The sequence below is a fragment of the Pedobacter rhodius genome, from assembly GCF_027213645.1.
Classification (GTDB): Bacteria; Bacteroidota; Bacteroidia; order Sphingobacteriales; family Sphingobacteriaceae; genus Pedobacter; species Pedobacter rhodius.
Map to the genome: position 1 here is coordinate 226,164 of NZ_JAPWGL010000006.1, position 14,360 is coordinate 240,523.

A 14,360-nucleotide genomic window follows, 5' to 3' on the forward strand; every position below is an offset into this window, starting at 1 on the left:
CCGGTTTCGCTCGACAAGACGACTAACCGAATCATCCTCCCGATTCGATAGCTATCGGATCGAAAGGACGAGATCCACAGCGTTTTATCTCCCTAGATTTTTATGTCATTTAATCAAACCTGTTGGCATTACCTTCGTAGAGTCTTTTTTCGGAAGAATCGGTTTAATACTATTGTTTAATATAGAATCTGCTTTTGAAACAACTTTAGGGATGGCTGGTTTTACAATTGCTGGAATTTTACCGGCATCAGTTTTTCCCGCTATTGTTTTTGCAGGTGTTTTTACCACAGGAACTTTAGGTTTCGCTTTAGGTTTGTTATTTCCTGAAGCGCCAATAGCTTCTTTTTTAGATTTTGGCCTTTCCTTAGGTTTCCATGAAAAACCTTTAAGTACATTATCTTTCGAAACTTTATTTTCAGGATTAAGCGCGCCTTCAATACTGTTTATATAAATAATATCATCTATATCATTATCCTTGAAAACAAATTTAATCCGGCTGCTTAAAGTTTGATTCATTTCTTTATAAACCTTTGTACTGTCGTCCTGAGTATAATAAATACTTTCTGCATTTCCATCTACATATAGGTTTTTAAGCTTTCCGTCGGTGAAAAAACCGGTCATATACCGGCCTTTAATTTGATTAAACCGGAGCGAATCCGCAGGCGTATTCACCAAAAATGCATTTCGGAAAGCCTGCAGGTTATTTAATTTATTCTGCTTAAACTGAACATAAATGGTATCACCAACAACTTGAGAACCTTCCGACCAAATAATTGGACTTCCATAACAGCGCAGCGTGGAATCGGCACTTGTGTAAAATAAACTATCGGTTTTTGCCTGGATATTGCTCTTAAAAATTTTTACATTATGATAGGCCCTGATTACACGAGTCGTAACCGTATCGGCGGGATTAAAAACAGTCGTATCAGGTTTCAAATTTTTAATTTGTTTGTTTAAGCTGTCTTTAGAATTTTTTGGTAGTTTTTTTAGTAAACTATCAGGACTAATTTTTGGCAACTTATTTGGAAGATTGCCTATAGCCTTTTTCTTTAAGGAATCGACTGCCCTTGAAGCGTTTTTAAGAAGTGAATCTGCCTTTGCCTTACCCTGATTTAAGGACGCAGAATCGATCTTAGTTTTAATGCTATCCTTTAAATTATCGGGAATATCCAAAGACTTCTGCTCAGGTGATTTTTCATCACGTTTTCGCTTAGGTTCTTTTCCGCTGCGAACAGCAGTTTTCTTCGCCTTATTATCGGCGTTACTTAGTACGGCCGGGTTTGCTTTTTTCTGTGTTTTAGGCGTTTCATCTTCATCTTCTCCGACCTCGTTATCTGCTTTAATGGATATTTTAGGAATGAGCTTTAATGTTTTTTGCAGCACCATTTGAGTCTCCAATGTATCGGCACCAAGGCGTAAGGTATCAGGTCGCTTTTTCTTGTTAACTGTTACAGAATCTCCTGAAATTAAATCTACGTAAGCATTTTTGGTAACAAGTGTCCGTTGATCTATCTTATAGTAGAAGCCCAAATCTCCGAACATTTTTGTACCATCTTTTTTGTCTGTGAAAACGATATTTTTAACCGCTTTACCATAACCAATTTTACCGTAGTAATATAAACTATCGCCTCTCAGCGACTTGGTATCCTGCGTGTATAAGTTCTTTTTTCCGAAATAAGCATCTTCACTCAGCGTATTATAGGCGCCATTTTCGGTATACAAATTGTCGTCTTTCCCTTTAATGTTGGTTGGTCCATAAAAATAAGTCCATTTTGAATCAACATTGTACCGCATCGTATCCGATTTAATGGTACTTTGCGGTGTAACCACAACAACATTATACCTGAAATAGGCGTCGCTGCTGTTGTTAAAGTAATAGCCGTTTTTACTGGTTAACACTACGCCCTGATCCTGGGTTACTATTTTGCCGCCATTGGTGTACGTCCCGATTTTGGCAACCATATCGTAATCTAAAACATTGGTTGTTAAAGTCGTTTTCGGATCAACCATTTTAACATTACCGGTTAAATGAGCATGTTTTTTATTGCCGTCATATTGAAGTTCGTCCGAATAAATATCGGTTGTTAGCTGATGGATATGAACATTTTTATAAGCTTCAAAATAGTTTCGTTCCGTATAAAAAACGGCACTATCACAGGTTAAAGTTGCATTGTCTTGCTGAAAAACAGGATTTTTTAAATATGAAACTTTTAACTTCATGTTTCCGGTAATCCTGTCAGAGGAAACAATCTTAATAATGGAACCTTTCTGCTGGCCGAATAATAACAGGGGGCAAACCAGGAAAAGAAGAAAGACAAATATTTTTTGCACCTTACAAAGTTAGTTTTTTGTTCCGAAGGTTGGAAACCGGTTAAAATTAAATATTTTTGGTGGATGTTACCCGTAATCAGATTTCAGGATTTTATTGAACAGCAACAGCTGTTTGCTATGGGTAACAAAATTCTATTAGCCGTAAGCGGAGGAAAAGATTCGGTTTTAATGCTGCATCTTTTTAAAGCTTTGGGAGTTGATATTGGTGTAGCACATTGTAATTTTAATCTACGGGCAGATGAAGCGCAACGGGATGAACTCTTTGTTAAAATGCTTGCCTTTTCCCTGAATCTGCCATTTTATGTAACGCATTTTGATACAAAAAAATATGCTGCTGAAAATAAAATATCTACCCAAATGGCCGCCCGAGATTTGCGCTACAATTGGTTCGAACAAATAAGAGCTGACAAAGGTTATGATTTTATTGCTCTAGCGCACCATCAGAACGACGCGGTAGAAACCGTGCTGATTAATTTAGTCAGAGGAACCGGAATTAGCGGTTTACATGGTATTTTGCCCAAGCGTGATAAGTTGATAAGGCCGCTGCTTTTCTTAAATCGAGAAGAAATAAACCAGCTGGTTGAAGAAAACAAATTTGACTTTGTTGAAGATAGTTCTAATCTCAGTTCGAATTACATCAGAAATAAATTGCGGCTGCATGTCATTCCGCATCTTCAAAATATTAATCCCAATCTGGAAAATACGTTTAATCAAAATATTAAACGATTTGCAGAAATTGAAACGTTTTTGAATTTGCAGGTAAAACAAATTGCCAAAGAGCTTATTGTTAAAAAGGCAGATGCAGTTTACATTTCTTTAGAAAAAATAAAATTATTAACCCCGCAAAAGCTATTGCTTTTCGAACTGCTTAAAAAGTATGATTTTATGGAAAGCGTGGTCGAAGAAATTATCAATTCGCTCGATAAGCAAAGTGGGATTAAATTTATTAGCACAAGTCATCAGGCAACAATAGACCGCGAAAATTTAATTATCAGTAAGCTGAATTTTGAAATACATCAGCATAAAATTATTCATTCAAACCATTCCGGTTTCGAATTTAATGATTATAAATTTCAGCTTATTTTTTCTGAAGATTTGAAGTTTGAAACAGATAAGAATAAGATTTTTATTGATGCAGGTGTTTTACAATTCCCGTTAATTGTAAGAAGCTGGCAAAACGGAGATAAGTTTATACCATTAGGAATGGAAGGGTTTAAAAAGCTGAGCGATTTTTTTATCGATGAGAAAGTGCCTTTGCATTTAAAAACAAATATTCCGATTTTGGTTAATGGAAACGGAGAAATCATTTGGATTGCAGGGATGCGGCAGGATAACCGTTACAAATTAACCAAGTCAACAAAAAAAGTTGCTATATTCGAACTCAAAAATTAAATAAGTGGAAAGCAGGTACGCATATATCGAAAAACAGTACATAGGCAGAGATTATGTCCGCATTTTCATCAGGCTCATACTGGCTGCATTCTGTTTTGCGGCTTATGTATACGAACGCGACCGGGATAATACGCAGGATTTATTCCTGGTGGTTGGCTTCGGCATCATTGGGGTTTCCATGTTGCTGCTTTTTTTAATTCAATATAAAATTGTGGTCGATAATGGCAGTTTAATTCTCGACGGGCTGTGGACAACCAAACGGGTTAAAATCGATTTAAATAGCATTGTTGATGTTAAAAAAGCAACCTATAGCAGGTATTTTTTTAATAATCCTGTCTATAATTTACATACAAAAGGTACCATCCGTTTTTATTCTTCCGGGAAAGATGCTGTTGTTTTGACCGATCGTGATGGGCTTGAATATTTCATTGGTACCCAACGGCCAAATGAGTTATTTCTTGTGATAAAAGAGGAGATGAAAAAGTCTAAGTAATTCACGCAGGCAGGGACTTTTCCTCGAAAATTAGCATACATGCCTTATTATTCCTCGCCGATAGCCTTGAAAATCTTCTGTGAAGCATATCATCGGATTGGTTTAATCGGTTTGAGTTGTTACAGATTTGCAGATTAATAATTATTTAACAATATCAAAATTAGAAGTTAGATAATCTGTAAATCTTACGGCTAATATTTCAAAGAATGGGCATGTTTTTATTGCAATTGCCTTACATATAAATTAGATATAATTGGGTTACATTTGCTGTGACAACAATGCATTTATAATGAAGATAGGAATTGTTTGCTACCCCACTTTTGGTGGTAGTGGAGTAGTTGCAACCGAACTCGGTAAAGCACTTGCTAACGAAGGGCATCAGGTTCACTTTATAACCTATAGCCAGCCGGCAAGGCTCGATTTTTTTTCAGCCAACTTATTTTACCATGAAGTTTCGGTAAGAAATTATCCCTTATTTGATTATGCACCCTACGAATCTGCTTTAGCAAGCAAACTTGTAGATGTTGTGCGTTTCGAACAACTTGATGTTTTGCATGTTCATTATGCAATTCCGCATGCTTCAGCTGCATTCATGGCGAAGCAAATTTTGGCAAGTTATGGCATTCATATTCCTGTTGTAACAACACTTCACGGTACCGATATTACCCTTGTAGGTAAAGACCCAACCTATAAACCTGTAGTTACCTTTTCTATAAACCAGAGTGACGGGGTTACAACAGTATCTCAGGATTTAAAAGACGATACCTACAGGCACTTTGAAATTACTAAAGACATCAAGGTAATTCCGAATTTTATCGATTTCAATCGTTTTAGTTTACAGGCAAAAGATCACTTTAAAAAAGCCATCGCACCGAATAACGAACGTATTTTAATCCATACCAGTAACTTTAGAAAAGTAAAACGCACAGCTGATGTAATTCGTGTTTTCGAAAAAGTTCAGGCCGTAATTCCTTCAAAATTACTAATGGTTGGCGATGGCCCGGAACGTGTGTACGATGAACAACTTTGCCGTGCATTAAATATTTGCGAACATGTTCGTTTCCTGGGTAAGCAGGATGCAGTTGAAGAAATTCTTTCTGTTTCCGATTTGTTTTTAATGCCTTCTGAATCTGAAAGCTTTGGCTTAGCCGCATTAGAAGCCATGGCTTGTAAAGTTCCGGTAATCACATCAAATGCAGGCGGCTTGCCTGAGTTGAATATAGATGATTTTTGTGGTTATATGTGCGAAGTTGGTGATGTTAATGATATGGCAAATAAAGCCATCACCATTTTAACTAATGATGAAACGCTGAAATATTTTAAAGAAAATGCTTATACAAGAGCACAGGATTTCGACTTGAAGAAAATACTCCCGTTTTACATTGATTATTACCGGGAAGTAATCGAAAATTCTTTACAGGCTAACTATTAGCGTTTGTATTTTTATGCCTTAATGATGTATATTTAAAGCTTTACGCATAGTATTAAACAAAAAAAATGTTTATTTCTGCAAAGATAAACGCAATCAAACGTTTGCTTTGAAGCAGCATTTATTCTGCAGGAAATCCTGAAGTTCAGGTATTTTTCCAACGTTTCGCCGGAAAATCATTTTTTTTGAAAAAAATATACTGCTGCACCAGCATTGCTGAATCAAACTTTTTGTATAAATATCATAATGAAAACCAAAATTTTTACTTTTCTTTTATTTCTTGCTTTTTCGGCAAATTCTAATGCCCAAACCCAAACAATTCCATTAAAACATACTTTTTCTGTTGCCGATGGGAATTTCCTTTTAGACGGAAAGCCGGTCCAAATTCATAGTGGAGAAATGCATTATGCCCGGATTCCGAAACCATACTGGCGACATCGATTAAAAATGATGAAAGCAATGGGTTTAAATGCAGTTGCAACCTACGTTTTCTGGAACTACCACGAAACCGCGCCAGGTGTTTGGGATTTCAAATCAGGTAATAAAGATATTGCAGAATATATAAAAACGGCACAGGAAGAAGGTCTTTTTGTAATCCTCCGCCCGGGACCATATGTTTGTGCCGAGTGGGAATTCGGTGGTTACCCATGGTTTTTGCAAAAAGTACCAGGTATGGTAATTCGCGGAAATAACCAGCAATACCTTACTGCTACTAAAGCTTATTTTACTGCGCTATATGGTCAGGTTAAAAATCTTCTGGTTAGCAACGGCGGTCCGATTGTAATGGTTCAGGGCGAGAATGAATTCGGTTCTTATGTTTCTCAAAGAAAAGACATCACGCCCGAAGCACATAAAAAATATAGTGCAGCGGTATTTCAGCAACTGAAAGATGTGGGTTTTAACGTGCCATTCTTTACATCTGATGGAAGCTGGCTTTTTGAAGGTGGTGCTTTACCCGGTGCTTTGCCAACCGCAAACGGAGAGGATGATGTTGCCAAATTGAAAGAAGTTGTAAATAAATATAATGGTGGTAAAGGCCCTTATATGGTTGCAGAGTTTTATCCGGGCTGGTTGGATCATTGGGCAGAACCATTTCCAAAGGTTTCTACGGAGAGTGTTGTTAAGCAAACTCAAAAATACCTCGACGGAGGTGTATCCTTCAATTATTACATGGTTCATGGCGGTACAAACTTCGGTTTTACATCGGGTGCAAATTATGATAACAAACATGATATTCAACCCGATTTAACCAGTTACGATTATGATGCGCCGATTAGCGAAGCAGGTTGGGCAACTGAAAAATACATCGCGTTGCGTAATTTGCTTAAAACACCAGAAACACCGGCAATTCCGGCCAAAAATCCTGTTATTGCGATTTCCGATATTGCATTAACTAAAGCTGTTGATTTAGAAGACATCAAAAATAAAATTAAACCGGTTAATGATGATAAACCTTTAACCTTCGAAGAATTGAATCAGGGGCATGGTTATGTTTGGTACAGCAAGAAATTTAAACAACCCATTAGCGGAAAATTGGAACTAAACGGACTGCGGGATTATGCAATTGTGTATGTTAACGGAACTAAAGTAGCCGAATTAAACAGTTATTATAAAAAGTACGATTGTGAAATTGATATTCCTTTTAATGCGACACTTGATATTGTTGTAGAAAATATGGGTCGTATAAACTATGGGGCAAAAATTGTAAACAGTACGAAAGGTATAATATCACCGGTTATTATTAACGGTGAAACCATTACCGGCAATTGGGATATGTACAAGTTGCCTATGGATGTTGTTCCTGATTTAACAACTGCAAAAAATACAGCAACCGCTGGGAAACCGGCAATTTATCAGGGAAGTTTTACACTGACTAAAACCGGCGATACCTTTTTAGATATGCGTGATTGGGGTAAGGGACTTGTTTTTATTAACGGAATAAACATTGGGCGCTATTGGAGCGTCGGACCGCAACAAACCTTATATGTTCCGGGGTGCTGGTTAAAGGCAGGGAAAAATGATATCGTAATTTTTGAACAGAAAAACGATGCGATGCGCAAATCGGTAAAATCAATTACTACACCAATTTTAGAAGAAGTAAAACCTGAAAACGGTTTGCCGAAATAATTATTTAAATTTTTAACTACAGGTGAACAGATTGTATATGGTACAAAAATCTGTTAATCTGTGGCTTATAATTTTGGCGACTAATAATATTATCCTCAAAAACAAAACTTTCTCAAAATCAAACCATTATAAATCGTACCTTTGCGGCCTTAACGCCTTTTATAATGATTCAAAAGGTTGTGCTCATATTAGAAAATAGGTTAAATGAAAAAAATTGTTGATTACAGAAAGCTTTTAAATGTTGATAAAAATGCTGAATTAAAAGATCTTAAGTCTGTATACCGTACATTGATGAAAGATTGCCATCCTGATAAATTTCAGCAGGAGGAAGAGAAATCAGAAGCAGAAGCAAGAAGTAAAGATATTATCGAAGCGTATCACTTTTTGGTAAGTATTGCACCCGAAACACGTGAACAAAATATCGAAACGTATACGGAAACAATTACAAAGTCAAATATTTTAGATTTCGAATATAAACAACAGGTACTAAATATTCAGTTTTTTGATGGCAGTGCATACGAATATTTTGATGTGCCTAAAGCCATTTATGTGAAATTGGTTAATGCAGATTCACCGGGACGTTTTGCCCGCAGACATATATTCAGTGATTTTCCTTATCGCAATGTAGCTAAAGTTGCTGAACCCGCTTAAAAAAAAAGACTTGCCATACAGCAAGTCTTTTTCGTTTAAATCATTCAGTATTTTATCCAATTGAAATTTTAATACCTTATTATTACTTCGTGAATATTAAATTAACCGGTGCAGCAACTTGTATGCGTTTACCGCTATCAGTCAGTTTTCCAGTTATTTTATTGCGTTTAAAAATTACAACATCGTTGGTATATTGGTGTGCTACCAATAAAAATTTACCACTAGGATCAATCGAGAAATTTCTTGGCCCTTTGCCTAAAGTACTCACGGTTTCAACAAATTTTAATATTCCTGTAGAGAGAATAGAAAATACTGATATGGTATTGGCATCACCTCTATTGGTTTCGTAGAGGAATTTGCCGTCGGCAGAAACGTGAATGTCAGCGCCATCAATCCGGCCTTCAAATCCTTTTGGCGTGGTTCCGATTTCCTGAATTTTCTTTAAGCTTCCGTTAGCATAATAGTAACCGGTAATGCTTCCATTAAACTCATGCGCTAAATAGGCAAATTTACCATTAGGGGCAAAGGTAATGTGCCTTGGTCCGCTGCCGGGATTAGTACTTAAAATGTTTTTGAGTACCAGGATTTGCTTTTTACTTTTCGGATGGTAACTATAAATATAAACACGATCTTCACCTAAATCATTACAGATGAGAAATTTTTTATCAGGCGTAAATTTTACCATATGAACATGTGCGCTTTCCTGCCTTCCTTTCGGATCAATGCTTTTCCCGGTGTGTTTTATAATAAGTGAAGCGCTATTTAATGAACCGTCGGCTTTTCGCTTAAAAGCAGCAAGACTTCCGCCGCTATAATTTGCAACGATAACGTTGTCGTTATCTACAGTTATATAGCAAGGATCGGCGCCTTCGCTTTCAACTTTATTAATAAACAGGAGCGCACCTGTTGTTGCATTATATTTAAAAGCGCTTACTGTGCTTGTATTTCCGGTTTCATTAACCACGTAAGCGAATTTTTTATCAGGCGATATGGCGATGTAACTCGGATTCGCTACATCTTTTGTTGTAAACTTCAGCTTTGCATTCGCTGTAGATGTATTGAAGTTATAAGTATAAATGCCTTCGCTTTTTGCCGGAGTATTGGTATAGGTTCCAATCAGAAGATTATAATTTGTTTGCTGCGCTAAAGCTGCGCAGGATATCGACATAAGTAAAAAGAAAAGATTGTACTTTTTCATGGTTATGGTTTTGATTGATAGCAAATATGGGAAAAGAAAATGAATGCAAGTAAGTGAAGTGGAATTCCGGTCAATTGGTGGTATTGAATTATGGAGATTATTTGTTGCTTTTATATTGCGGTGACAGAAAATAAAAAAAGCGAAGTATTTCGTATAAATCTGTGTTTCCTTGGCTGATAAATATATTTAAAAAATAATCTGTGAATCTGTGGCAAAACCAAATAACTAAGTCACTAAATAAAAAAGGCAACCTGTCGATTGCCTTTAAATATTATTTTATCAAGTGTTTTATCTGAATTAATTCATGTTCTTCAAGATAACGCCATCTTCCACGAGGCAAATCTTTTTTAGTTAAATTACCATAAACCACGCGGTCAAGTTTTTCAACATTATAGCCTAAATGTTCGAAAATACGACGAACAATACGATTTTTACCGCTGTGTATCTGAATGCCAACTTCCTTCTTGGTACCGCCTGCAACATATGAAATGTTATCCGGTTTTATTAAACCATCCTCTAACTCCAGTCCGAACTGAATTTTATTTAAATCACCCTGTGATAAAGATTTATCCAACTCAACATTATAAATTTTAGTGATTCCGTTTTTAGGGTGCGATAATTTATCTGCTAAATCACCATCATTTGTCATTAACAATAAGCCTGTTGTGTTGCGGTCCAGTCGGCCCACAGGATATATACGTTCGCGACTCGCTTTATCCACCAGTTGCATCACCGTACGGCGTTCCTGAGGATCGTCGGTTGTTGTGATGTAATCTTTAGGTTTGTTTAATAAAACGTAAATTTTCTTTTCGCGTTTAAGTAATTCACCATTATAACGAACCTGATCTTTTGCAGGATCTACTTTATGACCTAATTCAGTGATCGCTTCTCCATTTACCGTAATAATGCCGGCAGCAATCAGCTCATCCGCTTTACGGCGAGAGCAAATGCCTGCATTTGAAATATATCTGTTAAGGCGAATTAAACCTTTGTCTTCATTCGTTTTACGCCCTTGTTTAATTACAGTTCTTTCCTCACGGTTAAATTCTGTATCTCTGGGCTTAAGTTCTTCACGTTTTCTGAAAGGTCTGCTGTCAGCACCTTCTCTTGGCTTTACATCTCTTGAACTTCCGGCACTAGGTTTAAAGTCGTCGGTTCTGCTTCCTCTTGATTTAAAGTCTTTATAGCCGCCTTCTTTTGGTTTGAAATCTCTTTCGCCAGTTCTCGGTTTAAAATTTTTCGAATCTCCATCCTTAGATTTGAAATCACGTTCTCCTCTTGGTTTATAATCTCTTGCACCACCGTCTTTTGATTTAAAGTCTCTGTCTCCTGTTCTTGGCTTGAAATCTCTCGATCCGCCATCTCTTGATTTGAAGTCGCGGTCGCCACTTCTAGGTTTGTAATCCCTTGCACTGCCTTCCCTTGGTTTAAAATCGCGATCACTACCTTTCGAAGTAGCGTCTTTTGATTTGAATTCTCTGTCGCCGAATTTAAAACCTTTAGGTTCTTCGTCTTTCGACTTAAAATTACGATCGCCTCTTGGTTTGAAGTCTTTTTTGTCTCCGAAAGATTTTGATTTGAAATCTTTATTGTCTGCGCTTCTGGGTCTGAAGCCTGTGCTTGAATCGGATGATTTTTTGAATTTGCTGTCTTTATCTTCTGATCGCTTTCTGTCAGAACCACCGGTACTGCTTCTGCCTTCGGTTTTCCGGCTGCCCGGTTTGGACTTGTCATCCCGACTGTTCCTGTTGTTTTTATTTATCATGATACGCTTTTAGCCGCACCTGAAATGCGGGCTGCAAATTTATGTAAAATAGCTGAAACTATCAATCAGGAGCGTCGATAAAATTTTGCCGAAAAATAGCCTCTAAAATAGGAAAATTTGTCTGAAAATCAAAATTTAAAATCCAGGTTTAAAGCACTTTAAACCCGGATTTTGACGCTTAATTCCGTAACTAGTTGGTAATCTGATTATTAATTTATACCTTTGTCAACGTTTTTTATAAGTTCACCAAAAAAAGGAGGAAGATGTTAAAGAAACACATCGTACCATTTTCAATAGTGGCAGCACTATTTATTTTGGCAAAAGTGTTCGCTTACCAAATGCCCTTAGCACAACAAAGTCTTTTAAAAGAAGAGAAATTAAACACTACAATACCCCCGACTGAAAAGCCTGAAGCAGAAAAAAAATCGCTGATGGCACAGTTAAATTTTGCCGATGAAACCTTGCCTTTGGGCGACAGAAGGGTGGAACGCAAAATGAAAAAAATCCTTGCCGCTCATACTTATGGGAATACGCAAACGCATCGTTTACAGCGAAAAGCTGCCGAATGGTTTCCGATTATCGAACCCATTTTAGCTGCTTATGGAATCCCTGATGATTTTAAGTATTTAGCTTTAGTAGAATCAGGTATGCAAGCCGGCGTTTCGCCGAAAGGTGCAGCAGGCGTTTGGCAATTTATGCCCGGCACAGCTCGTACTTATGGTTTAAAAGTGAGCGGAAGAACTGATGAACGTTATAATCTACGTAAATCTACCGTTGCAGCCTGCAAATACATTAAAGAAATGTATAAAGGTTTAGAAAGCTGGACATTGGTTGCTGCAGCATATAATGTTGGCGACGGCCGTTTACGTAAACAGATTGATCATCAGAATCAGGACAATTACTACAAAATGAGGCTTAACCGCGAAACCGGAGGCTATGTTTATAAAGTAATATCTATGAAACAGATTATTGAACATCCTGTTCGCTATGGTTACGATAAACCAAAAGAATTACTGGCATACAATGCCGAATAATAAATAAAAGACAAGCATTTGGTAAGGCGCCCCGATTTAATCGGGGCGCTTTTTTTGGAAGATGATTTCACAGATTCCAGGATTCCACAGATTAGTGCTTTATACTTGGCTTTAGTCTTTCAGCTTTGCTCTTTCAGCTTTGGTCTTTTTGCTTTCATCTCAATTTCCTTTCTTTGCAAGATGCATAAACTTCGAATCGATAAAATTATAAATCAACCCGGCGATAACATCACACTTCAACTCCAGCCTCTTGGTAGCGATTATCCAAAATACCTTGCCGGACAATTTATATCATTGGTATTTGAAGGAAAACATAAGGAAATTCGTCGTTCATATTCTTTTAACAGTTCTCCCGATGTTGATGAACCGATTGCTATTACAGTAAAGCGGGTCGAAAACGGAGAAATTTCAAGGCTTTTACATCATAAAATCGCCGAGGGCGATATACTTTTGGCGCAGGAACCTCAAGGAATGTTCAGCTATTTACCCGAAGAACATGTAGAGCGCGATGTTTTTCTGTTCGCTGCCGGCGTTGGTATCACGCCTTTAATATCTATTATGAAGACGGCGCTTGTTCGTGAAAAAAGATCGAAGATTACGTTAGTATATAGCAACCGCTCTTTGGAGGATACCTTGTTTTATAATGAACTTAATGATTGGCGGCAAAAGTACCCTGAGCGATTAAATATCATTTTTATTTTCAGCAACAGTAAAAACTTAATGACTGCAAGGTTGAATAAGTTTTACATCGAACGCCTGCTGAAAGAACATTTAGTTGGTGATAAGGATAAGGCCTTGTTTTATACCTGCGGGCCAATTGTTTATATGGATTTATGCAGGATTACGCTTTTGGGCATGGGCTTCGACATTAAACAAATAAAACGTGAAACATTTGTTTTACCTGAAGACGAAGTTGATGAAGACGACAGTTCGGAAAAAATTGTCGATAAAAATACTTATTCGGTTATTCTTAATTTTAATGGTGAAACGTACAACCTCGATATACCCTGGCCGAAAAGAATTTTAGATGTTGCACTTGAACATAAAATCAAACTGCCTTACAGTTGCCGTGGAGGTGTTTGCAGTACTTGCGTAGCCAATTGCACAAAAGGTAATGTTCGTATGGACTACAATGAAGTATTAACAGACGATGAAGTTGAACGTGGTAGGGTTTTGGTTTGTACTGGCCATCCTACGGAGAACGGAACAACTATAGAATGGTAGTTTCGTGTATTAGTATATTTAAATAGCTGATTGGCACTCACCTTATTTTAGTTTTTATTCCCGCCGTCTTTTGCCAGACAGGTAATTTACGGTGGTTTCTGTTTTTGGCGTGTGTTGTTATAAGTATATAGTTATATAAATGCAGCTCCAGGTTTAGAGTTCATTTGTGCATTTAAAAGCTAAGAAATAAATTCAATTCGATTTCCTTCTATGAATTTAATTTTAAATGTACCGGTAAACTTATGGTTTTTGATGACAACAATTTTTGAATTTGGTACGTTAAAGGCCCGCTTAACAATCAACTTTTTAAAAAGTTTGAATTTTGGTAATTTTTTTCTGTTTGAATATAAAGTAGTTATGTAAAATGAGTAAATAATTCTTCCATCTGTTTGGAGTGGAATGGATTTTTTTCTACTTTTGCAACCCGCTTCGGAGGAAGGGAAAAGGTTGAAAGGTTGAGGAAAGGGGTTTAGAATTATTTTAAAATATTTCTTGTGTGGAAGGGGAAAAGATGTTACCTTTGCAACCCGGTTCGGAAGGAGCGGAAAAGAATTGAAAAGCGGGATTAGGGAGAAAAGAAGGGCTAAAAAATAAAAAAATTATTTTATTTGGAAGTTTAGAAAAGATTCCTACCTTTGCACTCCCAAGCGAAAACGAAGGGGAAACAAAACCGGAACGGCGGATGTCGGGAAGGGATAAAAAAGATTGAAATAAAC

The 14,360-nt window shown here is 37.0% G+C and carries 11 protein-coding genes; 7 read left to right on the plus strand and 4 right to left on the minus strand.

What is annotated here, in order from left to right; all coding sequences use genetic code 11:
* Nucleotides 1–105: 105 nt before the first annotated feature.
* Nucleotides 106–2,331, minus strand: a complete 2,226-nt coding sequence (locus O0931_RS19255) for an OstA-like protein (RefSeq protein ID WP_269417118.1) — start codon at nt 2,329–2,331, stop codon at nt 106–108.
* 63 nt (nt 2,332–2,394) lie between these two features.
* Here O0931_RS19255 and tilS point away from each other — a divergent pair, with 63 nt between their 5' ends.
* The 5 genes from tilS to O0931_RS19280 all read left to right on the plus strand — a co-directional run bounded on the left by tilS (nt 2,395) and on the right by O0931_RS19280 (nt 8,423).
* Nucleotides 2,395–3,723: a tRNA lysidine(34) synthetase TilS gene (gene tilS / locus O0931_RS19260; protein WP_269417119.1), complete on the plus strand. Its 1,329-nt coding sequence runs from the start codon at nt 2,395–2,397 to the stop codon at nt 3,721–3,723.
* A 4-nt stretch (nt 3,724–3,727) separates the two neighbouring features.
* Entirely contained in the window at nt 3,728–4,216 is a 489-nt protein-coding gene (locus tag O0931_RS19265; RefSeq protein WP_269417120.1) for a hypothetical protein, read from the plus strand.
* Nucleotides 4,217–4,505: 289 nt separating this feature from the next.
* The gene (gene bshA, locus O0931_RS19270) at nt 4,506–5,648 is read left to right on the plus strand and encodes an N-acetyl-alpha-D-glucosaminyl L-malate synthase BshA (RefSeq protein WP_269417121.1); all 1,143 of its coding nucleotides are present in this window, start codon (nt 4,506–4,508) and stop codon (nt 5,646–5,648) included.
* Between the two features lie 243 nt (nt 5,649–5,891).
* Nucleotides 5,892–7,772, plus strand: a complete 1,881-nt coding sequence (locus O0931_RS19275; protein WP_269417122.1) for a glycoside hydrolase family 35 protein — start codon at nt 5,892–5,894, stop codon at nt 7,770–7,772.
* Between the two features lie 204 nt (nt 7,773–7,976).
* Nucleotides 7,977–8,423 carry a KTSC domain-containing protein gene (locus O0931_RS19280; RefSeq protein WP_269417123.1) on the plus strand — a complete coding sequence of 149 codons (447 nt, stop codon included), beginning with the start codon at nt 7,977–7,979 and terminating at the stop codon, nt 8,421–8,423.
* A gap of 82 nt (nt 8,424–8,505) precedes the next feature.
* Here the strand turns inward: O0931_RS19280 and O0931_RS19285 are convergent, their stop codons facing one another.
* Both O0931_RS19285 and O0931_RS19290 read right to left on the minus strand, forming a co-directional pair.
* Entirely contained in the window at nt 8,506–9,621 is a 1,116-nt protein-coding gene (locus O0931_RS19285) for a lactonase family protein (protein ID WP_269417124.1), read from the minus strand.
* Nucleotides 9,622–9,892: 271 nt separating this feature from the next.
* Nucleotides 9,893–11,386 (minus strand): pseudouridine synthase, encoded by a 1,494-nt coding sequence (locus O0931_RS19290; protein WP_269417125.1) that lies wholly within the window; start codon nt 11,384–11,386, stop codon nt 9,893–9,895.
* Between the two features lie 263 nt (nt 11,387–11,649).
* On the opposite strand from O0931_RS19290, the gene O0931_RS19295 reads away from it, so the two are divergent.
* The gene (locus tag O0931_RS19295) at nt 11,650–12,420 is read left to right on the plus strand and encodes a lytic transglycosylase domain-containing protein (protein WP_269417126.1); all 771 of its coding nucleotides are present in this window, start codon (nt 11,650–11,652) and stop codon (nt 12,418–12,420) included.
* 180 nt (nt 12,421–12,600) lie between these two features.
* A complete protein-coding gene (locus tag O0931_RS19300) occupies nt 12,601–13,644 on the plus strand; it encodes a ferredoxin--NADP reductase (protein WP_269417127.1) in 1,044 nt (347 codons plus the stop codon).
* Nucleotides 13,645–14,124: 480 nt separating this feature from the next.
* Here the strand turns inward: O0931_RS19300 and O0931_RS19305 are convergent.
* On the minus strand, nt 14,125–14,360 hold a 236-nt coding region (locus O0931_RS19305), incomplete at its 5' end, for a hypothetical protein (RefSeq protein WP_269417128.1).